This window comes from Gemmatimonas sp. UBA7669, assembly GCF_002483225.1.
In the GTDB taxonomy this organism is placed as follows: Bacteria; Gemmatimonadota; Gemmatimonadetes; order Gemmatimonadales; family Gemmatimonadaceae; genus Gemmatimonas.
Map to the genome: position 1 here is coordinate 1 of NZ_DLHL01000027.1, position 18,937 is coordinate 18,937.

An 18,937-nucleotide genomic window follows, 5' to 3' on the forward strand; every position below is an offset into this window, starting at 1 on the left:
AACACCGGCTTTCTCAGCACCCTGATAGGGCCTCTGGTGCGTCCCGGTACCCTCGCATCACTTCTGTACACCGTGCGACGAGAGCATCTGCGGCGTTTCTGGAAGCGCATTCGTGGGCGAATTCCGTACGAGATGCACTTCGTCGCTGAGTCGCAGGTACTTGATGTGGTGCAAAGCTCGGGTGGTACCGTGGTTGATACCGTCGACGTCAGTCGACTGCAGAACCGCGGGAGTCTTCGCTTTTCGGTGACGAAGGGCTCGTGAGATCCAGCATGACACCTGATGGTGCGGATGGGGCAGGTGAGGTGCAGATGCGGCAATTCCTTTCAACGGAGAGTCTCATGGCGACATTACGTGTGGGGCGGGTGGTGTGGTCAATGGGCGCTGCGCTCGTGTTTCCCGTGGCCGCGCTATCGGCGCAGGAGTGCATGGGCGGACTTGCCGTGAGTAACATGAGGAATGCGGTTGGCGGCACGATTGCCGGTGCTGGTGCGCAGCGCATCGTGTTGGCTGCGTATGAGCGGTTGGGCAGCCGCCTGCAGTTGGGCGCGCAAGCCGGCGTGCGCGGCACGTCGTTTGGCTCAACCGATGCCCGCGCGGTTGGGGCGAGTGCTAGCTGGCGAGCGGGTCCTGCGGCGGAGAAGGGGCTGCGTGCCTGTCCGTATGTGCAGGCCGCGTGGCAGGACGGGCCCGCAAACCAGGGCTACAACCTGCACCAGGTGCAGGGGGCGGCTGGCCTCAGTGTAGGGCGAGCGCTCTCTGCGGGTTCACTTACTCTCGTGCCATTCGCACGCCTCGGTGTGTTGCATTTGCGAAACACCAGTGGATTCGAGGGGCAGCGCACCACGTTTTCGCGCAGCCTTGGCGAAACAGGCGTGGGGGTCGGCTTGCGATTCGGTCAACAGTTCATGCTGACACCAGCAATCAGTCGACCGTTTGCCGCAGGCTCGCAGCCTGGTGCACCTGAGCCCACGTACTCGATGGCGTTCAGGTTCGGGTTTGGGCGGTAGGCGGCGTTGACAAGCAGCCTGTGGTGGCTGATGCCGTTGCTGGCAACAGTGATGTGGGCGTCACCACCACAGCTCATTGCCGGTGCTTCCCGCCTACTGCGTTGCGACAAATTCCCCGGTATGGTTCGTGTTGCGCGTGACATTGCCGACGATGCGAATCCCGAGGTGTGTCGCGCCGTGCATGTCGCGTGGCGCGCGCTGAAGAGCTCCACACGACGTTCATCGGCACAGACAATGGACTCGACGCATGTGGTGTTCCACCGTTTCCCCGTGCTCGGCAGCAATTCGCGTCGGTCGCTGTATCAGCTCGGATTTTTCACAACGGGGCGCGCTTACCGAGAGGTAGTGGTGGATCGCGCGAACTGGACGGCGGAAGTGCAAGCAAGAGAAGGCCAACGGGGCGGTCGCTGACCATCGGCGTCCGCTGACTTCTGCTGGTCAGCCCGTACGAGGTAGCCGCTTCAACTTGGCAATTTGCTCCGCTTCCTTGGAACGGAGCGCATGCCACAGGTCCCAGTCCTGCTGGAGACCGAGCCAGAAGTCCGCACTCATGCCCGTGACCTGCGCGAGCCGGAGCGCCGTGTCCGGAGTGACCGCCCGCTTGGCATTGATGACCTCGTTCAGTCGCGGAAACGAGACGCCAAGCTGAATGGCAAACGCGGACTGCGAGATGCCGAGGGGCTTGAGAAACTCCTCGAGCAGCATCTCACCCGGATGCGTGGGCGGCCGATGGGTGGGGAGGCGGCGTTGGACCAGCGGCGCACTCTTCGGCGCCTTAGTGATAGTCCGTGACTTCGACGTCGTCGGCATAGCCATCCTCCCACCGGAAACAGATCCGGTACTGATCGTTTATCCGAATACTGTGCTGACCAATCCGTGTCCCACGCAACGCTTCCAGACGATTGCCCGGCGGTATGGCAAGTTCTCGGAGATCGCGCACCCGGTTGAGTTGCGTCAGCTTTCGCATGACCACCGGCCACAGGCCGCTCGGACAGGCCTTCCTGGCGCGGCGGCTGTCCACGCCATTGAAGAGGTCCTCGGTGGCGAGGTCGGCGAAGGTGCGTATCACAGTATCTATTATAACGGCATCTGTTATAGTTGCCAGTCCCAGCTACACGACATGGGACGAAACAGGCTCAGACTACCTGGTGTACTGCCTTGAGCAAAAAATCGCCCCGTCCGTTCGGTCCACTTACTTTGGAGGTAAGATGGCAAGCATGTACCGGGAAAGTGCGACGGAACCTGCAAGTTGGTGTCGAGGCAAGGATCGTCGACTCTGGAAGTGGAACTATGCGGGTGAGATCGATACGGTGGCCGCTGTTGGTTGTACTTTTTATCTTTGCGGCTTGCCGAGACGCAACCACCGGTGTGGCGGGAACCTTTACCGTCACGGGCAACGTGTCCAACACCGCAGGATTGGCGGTGGCGGACGTGCCGGTCGAGGTCAGGCTGATCCACCCAACCTGCGAATCTGATGGCACTGCCCAGGCAGGCAGCACGAAGACGTCCACCGACGGGGTCTACACGCTGCAGTTCAAGGAGATGTTCGACGGCTGCGTGCGACTCATCGCCAGGCCGCCCGGTGGCACGCCGGTTGTGGTAGAGCGCACCAAGGTGGATGTGCGGCCAAACCGGGACTATCTGATCATCAACGCGGTGCTGCCCTCGCAGGATGCTGAAATAGCTCGCGTCACCTCTGGTGTGACGCCAGCGTTGTTGTATGCTGGCACGACTTCAGTCAGGGGCGAGCGATGCGAGGCGCTCTACAACCCGACGGGTCGCCTGTCGATTCCGCCCGAGCAGTAGCTGCGCGCGCTGCTGCTGCAGCTCCTCTATTCGATTAGGAGCGAACGGCAGCTCGTCTGGCAGCTCGGGTACAATCTGCTCTACTGCTGGTTTGTCGGTCTTGATCTCGAGGTGGCGGCGTGGTACGCCACAACGTTCACCAAGCATCGGCAGCGGCTGCTTGAAGGGGACATCGCGGCGCAGTGCCTCGCGCGTACCGTGGCGACGGCGGAGCGGGCGCGCCTGCTCTCGCCGAACACTTCTCGGTCGATGGGACGCCGCTCTGGGCCTGGGCGAGTCAACGAGTGTACGACCGAAGGACGATGACTCGGATTGACCGGTAGATCCGGGCAATGACGGCGTGAGTGTTCATGGCGAGAAGCGGCGCAACACGACCCGTCAGTCCGTGATGGATCCAGAGGCGCCCAGGGCCCGCAAATCGTTCAACGTCGCGTCGATCCTCGCGTACTAGGCGAGCGCGCTGGTCGACAATCGCCACGGTTTGGTGGTGAGCACCGTGGTGTGCAGTCTGAATGGGCGAGCCGAAGTGGACGATGCGCTGAGTCTCCTGCGAGGCATTGCCGGCCTCGCGCTGCGCGCGACCGTGGGCGCCGACAAGGGCTACGGTACGCGGGACTTCGTGGAGGGCGCCTGCGCAGCCGACTTCACGCCGCACGTGGCGGAGAGGGCGAAGGGCAGCGCCATCGATGGGCGCACCACGCGCCAAGAGGTCTACGCGATCGGCCAACGCGCGCGCAAAATAATCGAGGAGGTGTTCGGCTGGCCAAGAAACCTCGCCGGACTGCGGAAAGTGAAGCATCGGGGCACCACACGAGTCGATTGGATCGTCACCGTCGCGTGCGCCGCGTACAACCTGATGCGCTTGCGGCGCCTCATACCGGCCTGCCCCCAGGCCGAAGGCAGCTTCACGCGCCACGGCAATAGCGCGGACGCCGCCCAAGGGAAGCCGCGAGGCCTGCAGAACCGGCCGTGTTCGACGCCAATCAGCGCCAAATCTCCGCCGCAGCACGGATCCGCTCGTCAAGCTCCGGCTTTCTCAGCGTTCTGCCAAGTAAAGAGCGACTTTGTATCGCCGAACCCGCGGATGGGCTCGGCTCGTAGACTTCATTCTCCGCAAACAATGACTTCTGGGCAATAGTCAATAGGGTGTTTGACCTATTGCAAGATTGGGAATAATTCACAAAGCTGACTTCAGCTTTGATGTGGCTGAGTGAAGACGATTCGCACAAGTCTCTCGCGTGAGGAGTGTTGCTCGGCGGGTAGCTTCATCTCAGAGGGCGCGAGAGGACGATCAGTAGACCGAAGGTGAGTTGGAATGCTTGGCCTTCCCATCGGTTAAGGTCGTTCGAAACTTCGATCGTCGTATCGCCACCACTTCAGCGCTTGCGCAGTGTTCGAAATGCTGAACATCCCGGCTTGCGCCGACGAATCGGCTTACGGCCAGTGACCGTAAGCAAGCTATTCACTCTCTTGATGGAGCGGGCGCATGAGAAGTTACGTCAAAGCGTCAACGGTATTGAGCCTTTCACTCTTGGCCGCAGCTTGTGAGCCTAGTCGCAGCACTGCTGCCGACTCGATGGACGAACCCGCGAGGTCGATGTCAGGGGCGAAGAATCAGCCAGTGTTGCGCACTCTCCGAGAAGACTTTCAAGAGATTGCGGCACGTGACCACTCGTTCGGCGGCTTTTGGGTGGGTGAGAACGGCCAGCTAGTCGTCGCCACCAAGACGGGCGAAGTTAGCCGGGAAACCGAAGAGTTAGTCCACGGTTGGCTTCGCCGCAATTCACGTGCCGACCTCACCGCACGGCGCATTGAGGCGTTCAAAGTCATGTACGACTACGCTGAGCTGATGGGGTACTACGAGAAGATTCGCAGCTCCGTCGCTTCGCATCGCGATGTCGCAGGTATTGGCATCGACGAGCGAACCAACTCCGTACTGGTGAACGTTCGAACAGAGGTCGGCAAGTCGTGGGTAGAGAGTCAACTGGCAGCCCAGAAGATAGGGGCGCGTGAAGCCAAAGTTGCGCTCGAGACCAACGGATATGACGTCCAAGCGGGTCTTCAGTCGACCTTTGCTACCTTGCGAGGAGGAATTCAAGTTACCAACAGCATCGTTGGCGATTGCTCGATCGGATTCCTTGGCCATATGACCATTGGGCCGAACGATCCCTATCCGGACATGAGTCGACCCGTAATGACGACTGCTGCACACTGCACGCAGAGCCAGATCTCCTTGGTTGGCGAGACATTCGGTCAGCCATCATCAGCAAGACCGATCGGGAACGTCTCTCGAATTGCACAGGTCTATACATCGTGCGGGGGCGGGTACGTTTGGTGTCGTTACGCTGACGTCGCCTTGATTGCCGTTCGGGACACCATTCCAATCGGATGGGCGACGGCTGCGATTTCGACTGCCACCACACCACCGGCGAATCCTTCCTACCTAGGATGGCGAGCATATGCAGGAAGTGGCGTTACCGGCGCGGTCTTGGGAGAGACCATTACTCGGGTTGGGCGTACGAGAGGTCAGACGACCGGCACCGTAGTTGTAAGCTGTCAGGATCGACAGTCCACCCTGCTTCCGGGAATGTGGACCCTTTGCGCGATGAACGCGACGGCAACCACTGAAGGAGGCGATAGTGGTGGCACTGTGTATATTCCAAGCACGGTAGGTCAGCCCACTACACCGCGCGCCGTTGGCACCCTCTTTCAAGGTGGGGTTGGCAGCACATGGTTCAGCAGCGCGGGATTTGTGAACCTGGCTCTTGGGAACGACGTGTATTTCGTTTGGTAGTCTGGTGTAACCGCAGCCTCAACAACAACCGCGGAGTACGAGTCATGATCAAGAGCACTTCCTTTCACGCGACCATAGCGGTCCCATTCGTGCTGATTGGCGGCCTTCTTGCTGGCTGCGGCGGATCGTCGACCGACCCAACGACCGACCCACGGGTTGCGATCTCCGCCAGCGAGGAAGTGGTGCTCGGCGCAGGTCCGATCAACGTCACCTTCAGCAATCTGCAGGACTCAGAGATCCTTCTCGGTCATTGCCCGCAGACGCTGGAGCGTCAGGAACGGTCGACGTGGGTGGTTGCAAGCACAGACTTTTCGTGCGACGCCGTCCTCAACCGACTGGCTCCTGGTGAGCGCCTCGTGGTCGCCGTTGATTTTCCCTTGGTTGAGCGGGGGGTCTATCGACTGCGTTTCGATGTTCGCGATACCGCTCGAACGCTGCTTCCCGCGGTCGATCGTGTAAGCAATGCGTTCAACGTGAGGTGAACGGTCCTCTCTTGGGGGGCCCCCGAGCCGTTTATTGAACAGCGGTTGGGGCAGTACCGCCGGCCGGCCGGGTGTGGTACCTTCTACAGGTCCCGGGTCCCGGAGGGCGTCAGCCCGCCAACTCCGTCAGGACCCCGCAGGTAGCAGCGGTACGTGGATCCTGTCGTCGCTTCGTCAGGCCCGGGGCACTGCGCGCAGCCTTTTCACTCTCCCGAGTGATGGGCTGCGCGCTTTTTCTTTCCCCACCGTTTTTGCAGTAGATTCCGGCATGTCGCTCGCCCTCGCCCGGAAATACCGCCCGCGCAACTTCGCCACCGTCGCGGTGCAGAATCACGTGGCCAATACGCTCAAGGGCGCCATTGCCCGCGGACGCGTGGCGCACGGCTATCTGCTCTGCGGCCCGCGCGGCACGGGCAAGACGACGCTGGCCCGCGTGCTGGCCATGGCGCTCAACTGCGAGCGCCGCGGCGACCCGGCCCTGGCCGGCGAACCCTGCGGGCAGTGCGGCAGCTGCCAGAAGATCTGGAGCGGCTCGGCCTCGCTCGACGTGGTGGAAATCGACGCCGCCTCCAACCGCGGCGTGGACGACGCCCGCGATCTGCGCGAGCGCGCCATGTACGCGCCCTCCGGTGAGGACCGCTACAAGGTCTATATCGTGGACGAGGCGCACATGCTCACGCGTGAGGCCTGGAACGCGCTGCTCAAGGTGCTTGAGGAGCCGCCGCCACGCGTGGTGTTCGTGTTTGCCACCACCGAGCCGCAGAAAATCGCGCAAGCCGCCGCACCGGTGCTTTCGCGTCTGCAGCGCTTTGACCTCAAGCGCATCGGGCCGTCGGAAATCCGCGAGCGCCTCGCGGCCGTGCTCAGCGAAGAAGAGGTCAGGTTCGAACCGGAAGCGCTGGGCATGATCGCCCGCGCCGCCGACGGCGGATTGCGTGACGCGCTCTCGCTCACCGACCAGGTGCTGTCCATTGGCGCGAGCGCCGAGGTGACGGCTGAGCGCGTGCGCGAAGCGCTGGGCCTCGTGCCCGACGAGGAGTTTCTCGCGCTGCTGGACCTGGTGGCCGAGCGACGTGCGGCCGACGTGTTTCCGGCCGTGCAGCGCCTGGCCGACAACGGTGTGGACTTCGTGCTGGTGCTGGCGGGCCTGGGCGATTTGTTGCGCGCACAGCTCGCGCTGGCGCTGGGTGGTGAACTACCCGACTTGTCGGAGCGTCTTCGCGCGGCGCTGAGTGAACGCAAGGGCCGCGTGGCGGGCGGCGACCTGCTGCGCATGTTGCATGCCCTGCTCGAACTCGAGCCCATGTATCGCCGCAGCGGACAGCCGCAGCTCTTGCTGGAGACGCTGCTGGTGCGCTTCGCGCTCATGGATCGCACCGTCGAGCTCGAAGAAGTGCTCAAGGGCTTTGGCGGGGGCGGGCACGATGATCCGCCGCCGCGCCGCGTAGCGCATGAGCCGCGCGTGGCCTCGGCGCACGCACTGCCGCCCTCGCCGCCGCCGGCGGTGGCCGCCGCGTCGTCCGCGCATGCGATTCCCGCGCCGCCCATGCCGCAGGTGGCAATTCCGCAGGTGGCCATTCCGCGCACGGCCACGCAGCAGGTGGCCGAGGCGGCAGCCGCGGCACAGCTGGCCCCGCCACGCTCGGCGCCGGCTGAAGCACCGGGCGCCCCCCCGTCGGTGGAGCAGGTGCAGAAGCGCTGGAACCGTGTGGTGGAAGCCATTCAGTCACGTGGCCGCGGCATGCTGGCGCAGGCGGTGCAGCGCATGCAGCCCCTGTCAGTGGACGGGAACGGTGTGCTGACGGTGGCGTATGAGGTCACGGACGACACGTTTGCGCAGGCCGTGGACGGCGCGCGGCACGATGTCGTGCAGGCCATGCAGGAAGTGCTGCGTGGCGTGACCGGTCTGCGTGTGCAGGCCGCGGGCGCTGCAGCCTCGGCGCAAGGCGCCGCAGGCACGAGCGCGCGCCCCACCAAGCGCCTCACCGCGCACGATGTGCAGAAGCAGCGCACGTCGCACCTGGCGGCCAAGGATCCGTTGCTCGAAGCCGCCGTGCAGGCGCTCGACCTGGAACTGATGGACTAAGCGCCTTTCACACTCTACTACACACCCGATGGATTTGTTCAAGATGCTCGGCCAGTTCAAGGACATGCAGTCCCGCATGCAGGCCATGCAGGAAGAGATGTCGCAGCGCACGTTCAGCGCGCTGGCTGGCGGTGGGATGGTGTCCGCCGATGTCGATGGCAAGATGCAACTCAAGCGCATCCAGATCGATCCGTCCATCATGAACGACAAGGAGATGGTGGAAGATCTCATTGTCGTGGCGGTGGCCGAAGCGCAGAAGAAGGCGGCCGATGCCATGCAGATGGAGTTGCAGAAGGTCACGGGCGGCATCGACTTGCCGTTCAAGCTGCCGTTCTGACCTTCGCGCGGTTCTGAGGCGACGTGTCGGTCATCGACGAACTCACGAGCGAACTGGCGCGTCTGCCCGGCATCGGGCGCAAGACGGCGCAGCGGCTCACGTATCACCTGCTGCGACAGCCTCCGGCGCAGAGCCGCAAGCTGGCGGAGGCGCTGGTGGCCCTCACGGAGCGCGTGCGCCCCTGTGAGCGCTGCCACAACCTCACGGAGATGCCGCTCTGCGCGCTGTGCAGCGATCCGCGCCGCGACGCGTCCACGCTCTGTGTGGTGGAGGAGGCCAGCGACATCGCGTCCATCGAGCGCGCCGGCGAGTTTCGCGGGCTCTATCACGTTCTGGGCGGGCGGCTCTCCCCATTGGACGGGGTGGGGCCTGACGACCTGACGGTGGGCTCGCTGCTGGCCCGTCTCGAGCCCGAGGGCGTGCGGGAGGTCATCCTGGCCACCAATCCGTCGCTCGAGGGCGAGGCGACGGCGCTGTACATCCAAAAACAACTGGCGCCGCACCAGGTGCGCATCACGCGGATTGCCCGCGGGCTGCCGGTGGGCGGTGACCTTGAATACGCCGACGGCGTGACAATCGCGCAGGCCCTGACCGCGCGGCGGGAGATGACATGAGCAAGTCCAAGACGGCCGGCTGGGTGGCGGCCGGTGTGCTGGTGGGGATGGCGGTGGGGTTGCTGGGGTGGAGTGCCACCCAGCGCCGTCACCGTCTTGCCCTGTTTCATCCCGACAAGGTGAAGCGACTCGCCGCACTCGGTTACCTTCGGGCCCATCCGAGCGTTGATAGTGCGCGGCTCCTTCGTGACTACCTGGAGTGGGAGCCGAGCCCGCTGTTGCGGCGCCGGGCCCGCGGGGTCCTCCGGCGCACGGAACGGCTGTTACGTTCCTAGAATTGCGGTGCCGGGTTGCCAGTCCCGAGTGACGGGTTAACGTCACAGGGTCGGCACCCGGGCCGACGTCACCGGTACCCCCGTCATCATGCCCATCGGCGCTGCCACCTGGTCGTTCACCGAGGACGACTTCGGGGCCATCACGATTACGCTCCAGCGGTTTCTCTACGACGCCAAGGCGCGCTGTGCGCTGCTCGTGGATCGCAGTGGCCAACTTGTTGCCACGGTGGGCGAGCCGCCCAACTTCGACGCGACGGCCTTCGCCACGCTCACGGCGGCGGACTTCAGCGCCAACGATCAGCTGGCGCGGCTCATCGGCGAGAGCGACTTCAACGTGCTCTTCCACCAGGGCGAGCGCGAGTCGATGTATCTGGCCGACATCGCGCGGCGGGTGATTCTCGTGGTGCTCTTCGACAACCGCACCACGCTGGGTCTCGTGCGGCTGCGCATGAAGGCCGCGGTGGACGAACTGACGAAGATTTTCGAGGGAGTGTTTGCGCGAGGCGGCGCGGCTCAGTCGGCGCCACCGGGATTCCTCGCCGGCGCCGAAGACGAGATCGACCGCCTCTTCCAGTAGAGGGCCGCGTCGATGTCGATGATCAACTACGCGTCGCGCGAGATCAACTGCAAGATCGTCTTCTACGGTCCCGGACTCGGCGGCAAGACCACCAATCTCGAATACGTGTACGGCAAGGTGTCGCCGAACACGCGCGGCAAGCTGATTTCGCTGGCCACGGAAACGGAACGCACGCTGTTCTTCGATTTCCTGCCGGTGGACTTGGGCACGATCCGCGGCTTCAAGACACGCTTCCACCTGTATACGGTGCCGGGGCAGGTGTACTACAACGCCAGCCGCAAGCTCATTCTCAAGGGCGTGGACGGGGTGGTGTTCGTGGCCGACTCGCAGGCCGAGCGCGCCGAGGCCAATCTCGAGTCCATGCAGAACCTGTATGACAACATGGCGGCGTATGGCTACGACCTGACGCGCATGCCCTTTGTCATCCAGTACAACAAGCGGGACCTGCCCAATGCGGCCCCGCTGGCCGAGCTGCAGGAGATGCTGAACCCCGGGTGGGAGGTCACGGACCCGACCCGGATGCGTCCAGCCCCTGATCCCTTCCGCCCGGGTGACTATCTTGTACACCAGCTGCCCACCGGCGAGTGGGTGGAGCGGGTTCCCCACTTCGAAGCCGTGGCCGTCACAGGCGACGGGGTCTTCGATACGCTCAAGGCCGTTTCCAAGCTGGTGCTGAAGACACTGGCGTAGCCCCCCTGCCGTGAATCTTCCGAACGCAATCACCGTGGGCCGCATCGCTCTCACCCCACTGATTGCGTGGCTGCCATTCGCCACGTCGTGGAGCGCGCGTCTGGCGGCGTTCGTGCTCTTCTTGATTGCGGCCATCACGGACTATTGGGACGGGCACCTGGCGCGCACGCGCAATCTGGTGACCGATCTGGGCCGGCTGCTGGACCCGCTGGCGGACAAGGCGCTGCTGGTGGCGACGCTGGTGCCGATGTACTTCCTGCAGCGGCATGAGGCGTTTGTGGTGCCGGTGGACAGCCCCGACGCGCCGCCCTTCCTGTTCCTCACGCCGATCGGTGAAGTGGCGCTGCCGCTGTGGATCGTGGTGGTGGTGCTGGGGCGCGAGCTGTTCATGACGGTGTTCCGCCAGATCGCGGCGCGGCGTGGTCTCGTGATCGCGGCGATTGGGCCGGCCAAGTGGAAGACGACGTTTCAGAGCATCTGGTTGGGAGCGGCGTACTTCTGGTTTTTTGCGCACACGCTGGCGGAACAGCAGTCGTGGCTCGGGGAGTCGGGGTTCCGGTTTTTTGCGTGGTTCAATGGGGGGGTCGGCGTGGTGAGTATGGTGGGGGCGGTCGCGCTGACGGTGTGGAGTCTGGTGTTGTATCTGCGGAGATACGGCTTTGTGGTCTTCGGGGGGAACCGCGGTCTGGGCTGAACAGCCACTGCGGTCGACTTGCCACTGCGGTCGGGGGGCTGCTACCGCAGTCGGAACCGCACCCGCGGTCTGGGCTACCGAAACGGCGGTTGTGGACAGCTACCGCGGTTTGGGACTGCTACCGCGGTTGGGGTCACACCGCAGTCGGGGTCGTCCGCCTGAGCTGTGGGTCGGGGTCGGGGTCCGGGTCGGGGTTGGGGTCGAGGTCCGGGTCGAGGTTTGGGTCGAGGCTGGGGCGAGCTCAACAATAGGTCCGAGGGATGAATGCCGCATCATGTGGCGGGAGCACCACACAAAGTTGCTCCCGAATGGTGTCAGGCGATGGGTGTTGCGAGCGAAGCAAAGTGCAGCGCGAGAATTGCACCGTCGGAATGGGAATTGCAGGTAGCGGAATACGGAAGCCGTCGGCCTGGCCCGTCTGCATGGCGACCAGCTTCCCCCTCCCTCCTCCCAGCCCCACACATGCGACGCATTCTCTCCCTCGCCGCACTCACACTGGCTTCGGCCGGTGCTGCCCACGCCCAGACGGTCACCATCAGCGGTGGCATTACGGGCAACCCCACGTCGGTCAGCTATGACCTTGGTTTGCAGCCAAGCAGCATCACGCGGTCTGGGGCCACGAATCGGGTCCTGGTGAGTGGCTCGACGGACTTCCACAGCGTGCACGTGACGGGCGGGAACCTGCGTCCCACGGCGATGGCCTGTGCCACCGGGTTCGACTGCCAGAACGGGTGGGGCAGTGTCATCCTCACGAACGGTGGCGCACGTGGCGCGCTCGAGCTGACCTACAGCGGCGGCCTCGCGAATGCGACGGGCTTCGACCTCTTCGTCTTCGAGAACGGCGACGCGAAAAATGGCTCCGAGCTGTTCTACACAAGCGTGTACAGCGGCGGCGCGTGGTCGGACATGCGGTACATTGCCGCGCAGTCGTACAAGGCGGGCTCGGGCTCGACGGGCTTCTTCAGCTTCATCGACTTCAGCCTCTTTGGCCTGGGCAGTGATGCGAGCATCGACGCGGTGCGCTTCACCGGTGGCCTGGCCGGCGACATGGGGACCTACGATGCCGCGACCAACTCGTGGATTGTAAACAGCAACTTCACGGGCAACGATGCCTTCACGGACTACGCAGGCAATGCGTTCGCGGCCGGCGACTATGACGCCGACATGCTGCTGGTTGGCGTGCTCTCGGGCCGCCACACGGCCGTGCCGGAGCCGGCATCGGCCGTGCTCGTGCTTGCCGGCCTCGCGGGCCTGGCCGCAGCGCGCCGTCGCCGGACGGCCTGAGCGGGCAGGGCACCACCTGGGATGACGCCGCAGCCGAAAGGCTGCGGCGTTTTCTGTTGCCCGATCGGGGCGTGCTGACCCGTGGCCACGCGGGACGTCGGGAGCCGTTTTCCCCATGCCGGCCTGAGCCGTTGGTCCGATGGATGAATCCCGCATCATTGTTCGGTGGACGCCACACGAAGTTGCTCTCGAGAGGCAGTTTTGTGATGCGCGCCACTGGAATTCCCCGCTGAGTATGACGTTCAGATTCCGGAACGATAATTGCGGCTTCATGAGGAGTTGCGCACGTCATGCAGGCCGTGTTCGGCTGGTACGTGACGCGACGATGCACTCCTCCTCCCTCCTCCTCCTCCTCCGCAGGTGTCATGAAGAAGACCCTCTCACTATTCGCAGGGCTCGCAATTGCGGCGAGCAGCGCGGCTGCGCAGACTAGCGTGACCGCAATCGACGGCACGCAAGGCTGGGCCCCGCTCAATCGTTTTGGTGGAGCAGAAGCGATCCGCGGCACGCAGGAGCTTTTCTATGCTCCGGGTGACTACGACCGTGGCACGGTTGATGGCGTTCTCCGCTTTTCCGGCGACCCCAACACCCCAAGTGGTCTGCGCCATCGGGTCGCGTTGCTCTCTAGCTCTGGTGGTTTCGGCCTGTTGTCCAACCTGTCGACGGTTGGCTTTGATTGGTATCGAGGAGTTTCGTCGACGACCGGAGCCGTTCAGTCGCCAGCACTCCGCCTATTTGTCGCGTCGTCAAACAGTACGGTCCTGAGTGAGTTGATCTGGGAGTATGCCTACAACGATCCTTCGGGCACGCAGACGGCGCCAGAAGGCGTATGGCAGACGCTTACCAACGACCTGAACACCGGCAAATGGTGGCGCTTCTCGGGTGGGCAGCAAGCGTGCAATAGCAGCCTGTATGTAACGCTCTCTTCGTGGAACTCATGCCTCGGGTCCGACGCGGTCGTTTATGGCATCAGTGTTGGCCTCGGGGGACTGCCCGACGCTGGAAGCTTTGACGGCGCGGTGGATCTTGTACGCCTGGGCTTCGCCGGTCAGGATGTACAGACCTGGGACTTTGGCCCGACGAGCACCGTCCCCGAGCCCGCCTCGGCTGCGCTGCTCCTGACCGGCCTCGCCGGTTTGGTTGCTGTTCGTCGTCGCCGCTCGGCCTGAGTTCAATTCGCCGTTTGTTTTCGGAATCCGCCGCAGCCACCGAGGCTGCGGCGGATTTTTCTTTCGACCCCGACCCCGACCCCGACCCCGACCCCGACCCCAACCCCGACCCCAACCCCGACCCACAGCCTGGGCGGACGACCCCGACTGCAGTGTGACCCCAACCGCGGTAGCTGTCCACAACTGCGGTAGCAGTCCACGACCGCCGTTTCGGTAGCCCAGACCGCGGGTGCGGTTCCGACTGCGGTAGCAGCGCCCCGACCGCAGTTGCAAGTCGACTGCAGTGGCCGTTCAACCCAGACTGCCTTCGACAAACGACTGCGGTACCTTTCCCCAATGAATCTCGAAATCGTCACCATCGGCGACGAGCTCCTGCTCGGCTTCACCATCGACACCAACGCCGCTCATCTCGCCCGCGAATTCGCCGCCCTCGGTGTGCGCATCGTGCGGCGCACCACCTGCGGCGACGACGCCGACGCCATCCGCGACGCCGTCCAGCAGGCCCTCGATCGCACCGGCGCCGTCATCACCACCGGCGGCCTGGGCCCCACGGCCGACGACCAGACCAAGCCCGCCATTGCGTCCATCTTTGGGCGCGGCATGGTCATGGACGAGACCATCCTCGCCAATCTCGAGGCCCGGTGGCTCAAGCGCTTCGGTCACGCGCTGCCCGACAGCAATCGGCAGCAGGCCCTCGTCCCCGAAGGCTGCACCATCCTCGAAAACCGCCACGGCTCGGCGCCCGGCATCTGGCTCGAGGACGCGCGCGGACGCTGGGTGGCCATGCTGCCCGGAGTTCCACGTGAAATGCGTGGCATGGTGGCCGACACCATGCTGCCGCGGCTGCGTGACCGTTTGCCGCAGCACGGCCCCGTGGTGCGCGCGCGCACCCTGCGCACGGCCAACATCGCGGAGTCGGCGCTGGCCGACCGCCTGGGCGAGCTCGCCCGCGGCGTGGATGGGCTGTCGCTGGCCTATCTGCCGGGCAACGACGGTGTCGACCTGCGTCTCACTTCGTACAACAAGCCCGCGATGGACACCGAGCGTGCGCTGCGCGCGGCGGCCGACAAGGTCCGCGAGAAAGTGGGCCGGTTTGTGTATGGCGAAGGCGACGACGATCTCGCAGCCCTCATGCTCGCCGATGCGGGCGCACGCGGCGATACGATGGCCGTGGCCGAGAGCTGCACCGGAGGCCTGTTGGGCATGCGTCTCACGGCCGTGCCGGGCTCGAGCCGCGTGTTTCTTGGCGGCACGATTGCCTACGCCAACGAGGTCAAGACGCGTGAGCTGGGCGTGGACGCCGCCGTCATCGAATCGCAGGGCGCGGTGAGCGAAGCCGTGGCCCGTGCCATGGCCACCGGCGCGCGGCTTCGCTTCGGCAGCACGATTGGCATGGGCATTACCGGCATCGCGGGCCCCGATGGCGGATCGGCCGAGAAGCCGGTGGGCACCGTGTGGGTGGCCGTCGATCTGCGCGGCGAGGTGCGCGCGGTGCGCGCCATCCTGCCGGGCGACCGCAGCGAAATTCGCTGGCGTGCCAGTCAGTTGGCCCTCGACCGGCTGCGCAAGCTGTATGCGCGTGATGAGGACGCCACCGGCTGGACCGCCCGCGGCAACTGAATCAGTCGAGACTCGCGATCACCGTCGGTTGCCGCCGGCCCCCCACCCGCCGAACTTTAGGGTATTCGTTTCCGGTAACCTTTGTCCCCGGCTTCGCGTACGGGGACCTGTCACTGTGGGACCAACAGCCCGAGTCTCGCGCCAGTCCGGCGCCATGCGGCCCGCGGTCCCGTCCGATTTTCAGCCCAGACCGACCCGATGACTGATTCCGCCACGGATCCGATCGACCCCACCGTGACCGCTGACGCGCAGAGCACCGACGCGCAGACTACCGAGGCCACGGTCGACGCCATGTCGACCGGTGCCGAACAGGGTGAGGCCACGCCGATCGAAGCTGCGCAGCGCGAGATTGCTGACCTCAAGGACAAGCATCTGCGCCTGGCCGCCGAGTTCGACAACTTCCGTCGCCGCGCCGCAAAGGAGCGGCAGGAAGCCGGCTGGCGCGCACAGGGTGAACTCGTGCGCGGTCTGCTTGACGTGCTGGACGACATCACGCGCTTTGCCACCGTCGATCCGTCCACGCTCGACAGCAAGACCGTCGTGGACGGTATTCAGCTCGTCGAGAAGAAGCTGCACAAGTCGCTGGCTGGTCACGGCTTCGAAGTCATCGACGCCACCGGCAAGGCGTTTGACCCCGCGCTGCACGAAGCGGTGAGCACGGCACCCGCCGCGTCGGCCGAGGAAGACGGCGTGGTCGCGGTGTGCTTCCAGTCTGGTTACGTGATCAACGGCCACGTGCTGCGTCCCGCGCGCGTCGTCGTGAAGCAGTGGAACGGGAACTGACCCGCACAGCCATCCATGGCGAATAGCCCCGACTACTACGCGATTCTCGGTGTGTCGTCGTCAGCCACGGCTGACGAGATCAAGAAGCAGTATCGCCGTCTGGCCAAGCAGTACCATCCGGACGCGAATCAGAACGACCCCAAGGCATCGGAGCGCTTCAAGGAAATCTCCGAGGCCTACAACGTGCTGGGCGACGCCGACAAGCGAAAACAGTACGACGACATGCGGCGGCTCGGTGCCTTTGGTGGCATGAGCGGCTTCGGTGGCGCGCGCCCGTCGTCGCGGCCGGGTGGCTTTGGCAGTACCGGTCCCGGGCAGTCGGGTGCGGGCACGTTCACCGATTTCGACGTGGGTGGGCTCGGTGGACTTGGCGATCTGTTTTCGTCGATGTTTGGCGGCGCGGCTGGTGCGGCGCGTGCGCGCGGCAAGGGCCCTGAACGTGGGCAGAGCATCGAGCAGACCGTGCAGGTGCCGTTCCGCACGGCCGCGGCCGGTGGCAAGGTCCCGGTGGAGCTCGAGGTCAACGAGGAGTGCGCGGTGTGCCGTGGCAACGGCGCCGCGCCCGGCGCGCAGATCAAGCCCTGCAACGAGTGCAACGGCCGCGGCGTGATCTCATTTGGTCAGGGCAGCTTTGCGGTGAACCGGCCCTGCCCGGTGTGTGTGGGTCGCGGCAGCGTGCCGTCGGAACGTTGTCCCACCTGCCGTGGTACGGGAGAGGCACGGGTGCGTCGCACGGTGCTCATCTCGGTGCCGCCGGGTGCGGAAACGGGGCACAAGGTGCGACTGCGCGGTCAGGGGGGCAAGGGCGCGTCGGGCGGGCAGGCCGGCGATCTTGTCATCACCTTCGACGTGCAACCCGATCGGTTCTACAAGCGGGACGGTCTCGATCTGATTGCCACGGTGCCCATCAACATCGCGCAGGCCACCTTGGGTTCGCGCATCAGCGTGAAGACACTCGACGGCAAGAAGGTGGCGCTGCGCATTCCGGCCGGGACGTCGGCCGGTCGTCGCTTCAAGGTGGCGGGACAGGGCATCGAGAAGGATGGCAAGCGTGGGGACCTGCTGGTGGAGATCACGATCACCGTACCGGAATCGCTCACCGAAGCGCAGGAGAAGGCCATGCGGGAGTTTGCGGAAGCCAGTGGGCTCAAGTTCTGATGCATGCCGCGCGGAGGTCGCTGACCACGTACGCGGCGTTGCTGACCACGGCCTGTGTGGCGCAGGTCGGCAGCGCGAGCGCGAGCGCGCTGCGTGCGCAGGCGGCACCGGAGCCGGTGGCGATGCAGGCGGGAAGCGCACGCGCGGTCGCGGTCGCGGCCGCGTCTGCGGCCCAGGACACGGTCACGCATTCAGCGCCGCGCTGGCATTTTGATCAGTGCATGGGCGGCCTGACATACGGCGCGCCCTTCAAGTTTGCCCTCGCGTATGGCATGGGCTATGTGCGCGAGAGCGAAACCACCGACTGGTGTTTCCTCGGCGCGGCCAAGGTGGGACTGGGCGGCGCGAGCTTCAACGTGGGTCTTGCCAACTCGCTTGGACACTGGGGCAGTGGCACGGCGGTGACGGCGGGCATTCTGCGCACGTTTGACAATCCGCTCGGCGCGTTGGCCAAGCGGACGTATGTGGGCGGCAGTGTGCATCTCTGGCCGCTGCTCGCGCTGGGTGGTGAGGTGGGCTACTACGTGCCGCTGGGCCGCGATGCACAGGGTGAACGTGGCAAGGGCATGGTGACCTGGTCGGCGGGTTTCGGGTTCTAAGCACGTAGTCCGCAGGTAGTGCGCACATCGATCCGACTCGCGGAGTCGCGGTCGTGCCGGGTTCCCACTGTCATCACAGATGCCTTCCTGTTCCATCGTTTCCTCGGCACCGTCTCCCTGTCTGCGCGACGCCATCATCGGCGACTACGTCGCGTGGGTCGAGCGATTCGATGAGTCCATCGTACGCCGCGAGACACCGTCGCTGCTGGTGCCCTGCGTCATTCCGTTCGGCGCGGTCTACTCGCTGCGGGATGCGCTCGAGCGCACGGCAGAAATCCGCGGCAGCCTCATTGCGGGACCGTACGATTGCTGGGTCGACGTGCGCATGTCGACCGTCAGCGTGGCACTGCAGGTCAATTTCTCGCTGCTGGGGGCGCGTCGTCTGTTGGGCTGTCCCATGCACGAGATCACCAATGCCATCATCGATCTGCCGGCGGTGATGGGGGCCGAGGGTCGTCAACTGGTTGAGGACCTCACGTCGGCGCCGGATTGGCCCACGCGTTTCGCGTTGCTGGATGCGGCCCTCGTGCGCCGCTGGATGAGCAGCCCGCGCATTCCGGCTGCCATGCGCTGGGCGTGGACGGAGCTCGGTCTGCCGGCGGGCTGTGCGAGCACCGGTACGGTGGATGTGTTGGCGGGCGAGGCCTTTCGCGTGCGACCGGTGCAGGAAGTGGCGCAGTCACTGGGCTGGAGCAACAAGAAGTTTTCAGCGCTTGTGCAGGACGCCACCGGCTTCACGCCGCGTCGTCTGCTGTCGGTGCATCGTGTGGAGTGCGCCACGCATGTGCTGCGCACCCGGCCCCAGACATCGCTGAGCACTGTTGCGGCGGCGGTCGGCTACGCCGATCATGCGCATCTGACCCGTGATGTGGTGGCGTTTACCGGGATGACACCGTCGCGTTACAAAGCGCTGGCGGGAACGGAGCTCATGGGTTTGCCGCTGCCGGGCGAGTAGAGCC

At 64.8% G+C, this 18,937-nt stretch carries 23 protein-coding genes and 1 other RNA gene; 22 read left to right on the forward strand and 2 right to left on the reverse strand.

Annotation, left to right across the window (positions count from 1 at the left end):
- Together B2747_RS07475 and B2747_RS07480 are read left to right on the forward strand one after the other, a co-directional pair.
- Positions 1-264: hypothetical protein (locus tag B2747_RS07475; RefSeq protein ID WP_291158585.1), on the forward strand; the 264-nt coding region annotated here is incomplete at its 5' end.
- 77 nt (positions 265-341) lie between these two features.
- A complete protein-coding gene (locus B2747_RS07480; RefSeq protein WP_291158586.1) occupies positions 342-1,010 on the forward strand; it encodes a hypothetical protein in 669 nt (222 codons plus the stop codon).
- 438 nt (positions 1,011-1,448) lie between these two features.
- Here B2747_RS07480 and B2747_RS07485 read toward each other — a convergent pair whose 3' ends face one another.
- On the reverse strand, positions 1,449-1,820 hold the full coding sequence (locus B2747_RS07485; protein ID WP_291158588.1) for a HigA family addiction module antitoxin: 372 nt from the start codon (positions 1,818-1,820) through the stop codon (positions 1,449-1,451).
- Positions 1,786-2,079 carry a type II toxin-antitoxin system RelE/ParE family toxin gene (locus B2747_RS07490; protein ID WP_291158589.1) on the reverse strand — a complete coding sequence of 98 codons (294 nt, stop codon included), beginning with the start codon at positions 2,077-2,079 and terminating at the stop codon, positions 1,786-1,788. The genes B2747_RS07485 and B2747_RS07490 overlap by 35 nt, the downstream gene beginning before the upstream one ends.
- 329 nt (positions 2,080-2,408) lie before the next feature.
- Here B2747_RS07490 and B2747_RS07495 point away from each other — a divergent pair, with 329 nt between their 5' ends.
- From B2747_RS07495 to B2747_RS07585, 20 genes are all read left to right on the forward strand, one after another.
- The gene (locus B2747_RS07495; RefSeq protein ID WP_291158592.1) at positions 2,409-2,816 is read left to right on the forward strand and encodes a hypothetical protein; all 408 of its coding nucleotides are present in this window, start codon (positions 2,409-2,411) and stop codon (positions 2,814-2,816) included.
- Positions 2,817-2,828: 12 nt separating this feature from the next.
- Positions 2,829-3,122: a transposase gene (locus tag B2747_RS20245; RefSeq protein ID WP_414652189.1), complete on the forward strand. Its 294-nt coding sequence runs from the start codon at positions 2,829-2,831 to the stop codon at positions 3,120-3,122.
- Between the two features lie 154 nt (positions 3,123-3,276).
- Positions 3,277-3,954 (forward strand): transposase, encoded by a 678-nt coding sequence (locus B2747_RS07500; protein ID WP_343125880.1) that lies wholly within the window; start codon positions 3,277-3,279, stop codon positions 3,952-3,954.
- A gap of 438 nt (positions 3,955-4,392) precedes the next feature.
- Positions 4,393-5,610 (forward strand): hypothetical protein, encoded by a 1,218-nt coding sequence (locus tag B2747_RS07505; RefSeq protein ID WP_291158594.1) that lies wholly within the window; start codon positions 4,393-4,395, stop codon positions 5,608-5,610.
- A gap of 44 nt (positions 5,611-5,654) precedes the next feature.
- A complete protein-coding gene (locus B2747_RS07510) occupies positions 5,655-6,092 on the forward strand; it encodes a hypothetical protein (RefSeq protein WP_291158596.1) in 438 nt (145 codons plus the stop codon).
- A 91-nt stretch (positions 6,093-6,183) separates the two neighbouring features.
- An RNA gene (gene ffs / locus B2747_RS07515) (signal recognition particle sRNA small type) lies at positions 6,184-6,280 on the forward strand.
- An 80-nt stretch (positions 6,281-6,360) separates the two neighbouring features.
- On the forward strand, positions 6,361-8,178 hold the full coding sequence (gene dnaX / locus B2747_RS07520) for a DNA polymerase III subunit gamma/tau (RefSeq protein ID WP_291158597.1): 1,818 nt from the start codon (positions 6,361-6,363) through the stop codon (positions 8,176-8,178).
- 28 nt (positions 8,179-8,206) lie between these two features.
- Positions 8,207-8,515, forward strand: coding sequence for a YbaB/EbfC family nucleoid-associated protein (locus tag B2747_RS07525; RefSeq protein WP_291158598.1), 309 nt, complete (start codon positions 8,207-8,209; stop codon positions 8,513-8,515).
- Positions 8,516-8,538: 23 nt separating this feature from the next.
- The gene (recR, locus tag B2747_RS07530) at positions 8,539-9,129 is read left to right on the forward strand and encodes a recombination mediator RecR (RefSeq protein WP_291158600.1); all 591 of its coding nucleotides are present in this window, start codon (positions 8,539-8,541) and stop codon (positions 9,127-9,129) included.
- Positions 9,126-9,404: a hypothetical protein gene (locus B2747_RS07535; RefSeq protein WP_291158601.1), complete on the forward strand. Its 279-nt coding sequence runs from the start codon at positions 9,126-9,128 to the stop codon at positions 9,402-9,404. Before recR ends, B2747_RS07535 begins: the two co-directional genes overlap by 4 nt.
- 88 nt (positions 9,405-9,492) lie before the next feature.
- On the forward strand, positions 9,493-9,981 hold the full coding sequence (locus B2747_RS07540) for a roadblock/LC7 domain-containing protein (RefSeq protein ID WP_291158602.1): 489 nt from the start codon (positions 9,493-9,495) through the stop codon (positions 9,979-9,981).
- Between the two features lie 12 nt (positions 9,982-9,993).
- Complete coding sequence (locus B2747_RS07545; RefSeq protein ID WP_291158603.1) at positions 9,994-10,671, forward strand: GTP-binding protein; 678 nt, start codon at positions 9,994-9,996, stop codon at positions 10,669-10,671.
- Positions 10,672-10,681: 10 nt separating this feature from the next.
- The gene (locus B2747_RS07550; protein WP_291158604.1) at positions 10,682-11,365 is read left to right on the forward strand and encodes a CDP-alcohol phosphatidyltransferase family protein; all 684 of its coding nucleotides are present in this window, start codon (positions 10,682-10,684) and stop codon (positions 11,363-11,365) included.
- 462 nt (positions 11,366-11,827) lie between these two features.
- The gene (locus tag B2747_RS07555) at positions 11,828-12,649 is read left to right on the forward strand and encodes a VPLPA-CTERM sorting domain-containing protein (protein WP_291158605.1); all 822 of its coding nucleotides are present in this window, start codon (positions 11,828-11,830) and stop codon (positions 12,647-12,649) included.
- Between the two features lie 365 nt (positions 12,650-13,014).
- Positions 13,015-13,818 carry a VPLPA-CTERM sorting domain-containing protein gene (locus B2747_RS07560; protein ID WP_291158606.1) on the forward strand — a complete coding sequence of 268 codons (804 nt, stop codon included), beginning with the start codon at positions 13,015-13,017 and terminating at the stop codon, positions 13,816-13,818.
- A 336-nt stretch (positions 13,819-14,154) separates the two neighbouring features.
- On the forward strand, positions 14,155-15,438 hold the full coding sequence (locus B2747_RS07565) for a competence/damage-inducible protein A (RefSeq protein ID WP_291158607.1): 1,284 nt from the start codon (positions 14,155-14,157) through the stop codon (positions 15,436-15,438).
- Between the two features lie 198 nt (positions 15,439-15,636).
- Positions 15,637-16,221, forward strand: coding sequence for a nucleotide exchange factor GrpE (locus B2747_RS07570; RefSeq protein ID WP_291158608.1), 585 nt, complete (start codon positions 15,637-15,639; stop codon positions 16,219-16,221).
- Between the two features lie 15 nt (positions 16,222-16,236).
- Positions 16,237-17,379 (forward strand): DnaJ C-terminal domain-containing protein, encoded by a 1,143-nt coding sequence (locus tag B2747_RS07575; RefSeq protein ID WP_291158610.1) that lies wholly within the window; start codon positions 16,237-16,239, stop codon positions 17,377-17,379.
- The gene (locus tag B2747_RS07580; RefSeq protein ID WP_291158611.1) at positions 17,379-17,978 is read left to right on the forward strand and encodes a hypothetical protein; all 600 of its coding nucleotides are present in this window, start codon (positions 17,379-17,381) and stop codon (positions 17,976-17,978) included. Before B2747_RS07575 ends, B2747_RS07580 begins: the two co-directional genes overlap by 1 nt.
- Positions 17,979-18,057: 79 nt before the next feature.
- Positions 18,058-18,933 (forward strand): helix-turn-helix domain-containing protein, encoded by an 876-nt coding sequence (locus B2747_RS07585; protein ID WP_291158612.1) that lies wholly within the window; start codon positions 18,058-18,060, stop codon positions 18,931-18,933.
- Positions 18,934-18,937: the final 4 nt, after the last annotated feature.

What these genes read in the sequence shown, in the direction of transcription:
- B2747_RS07535 (WP_291158601.1), top strand. Translation starts at nt 9,126, where the DNA reads ATGAGCAAGTCCAAGACGGCCGGCTGGGTGGCGGCCGGTGTGCTGGTG.
- dnaX (WP_291158597.1), top strand. Translation starts at nt 6,361, where the DNA reads ATGTCGCTCGCCCTCGCCCGGAAATACCGCCCGCGCAACTTCGCCACC.
- B2747_RS07540 (WP_291158602.1), top strand. Translation starts at nt 9,493, where the DNA reads ATGCCCATCGGCGCTGCCACCTGGTCGTTCACCGAGGACGACTTCGGG.
- B2747_RS07570 (WP_291158608.1), top strand. Translation starts at nt 15,637, where the DNA reads ATGACTGATTCCGCCACGGATCCGATCGACCCCACCGTGACCGCTGAC.
- B2747_RS07485 (WP_291158588.1), bottom strand. Translation starts at nt 1,820, where the DNA reads ATGCCGACGACGTCGAAGTCACGGACTATCACTAAGGCGCCGAAGAGT.
- B2747_RS07575 (WP_291158610.1), top strand. Translation starts at nt 16,237, where the DNA reads ATGGCGAATAGCCCCGACTACTACGCGATTCTCGGTGTGTCGTCGTCA.
- B2747_RS07580 (WP_291158611.1), top strand. Translation starts at nt 17,379, where the DNA reads ATGCATGCCGCGCGGAGGTCGCTGACCACGTACGCGGCGTTGCTGACC.
- B2747_RS07565 (WP_291158607.1), top strand. Translation starts at nt 14,155, where the DNA reads ATGAATCTCGAAATCGTCACCATCGGCGACGAGCTCCTGCTCGGCTTC.
- B2747_RS07560 (WP_291158606.1), top strand. Translation starts at nt 13,015, where the DNA reads ATGAAGAAGACCCTCTCACTATTCGCAGGGCTCGCAATTGCGGCGAGC.
- B2747_RS07555 (WP_291158605.1), top strand. Translation starts at nt 11,828, where the DNA reads ATGCGACGCATTCTCTCCCTCGCCGCACTCACACTGGCTTCGGCCGGT.
- B2747_RS07505 (WP_291158594.1), top strand. Translation starts at nt 4,393, where the DNA reads ATGGACGAACCCGCGAGGTCGATGTCAGGGGCGAAGAATCAGCCAGTG.
- B2747_RS07545 (WP_291158603.1), top strand. Translation starts at nt 9,994, where the DNA reads ATGTCGATGATCAACTACGCGTCGCGCGAGATCAACTGCAAGATCGTC.
- B2747_RS07585 (WP_291158612.1), top strand. Translation starts at nt 18,058, where the DNA reads ATGCCTTCCTGTTCCATCGTTTCCTCGGCACCGTCTCCCTGTCTGCGC.
- B2747_RS07480 (WP_291158586.1), top strand. Translation starts at nt 342, where the DNA reads ATGGCGACATTACGTGTGGGGCGGGTGGTGTGGTCAATGGGCGCTGCG.
- B2747_RS07510 (WP_291158596.1), top strand. Translation starts at nt 5,655, where the DNA reads ATGATCAAGAGCACTTCCTTTCACGCGACCATAGCGGTCCCATTCGTG.
- B2747_RS07525 (WP_291158598.1), top strand. Translation starts at nt 8,207, where the DNA reads ATGGATTTGTTCAAGATGCTCGGCCAGTTCAAGGACATGCAGTCCCGC.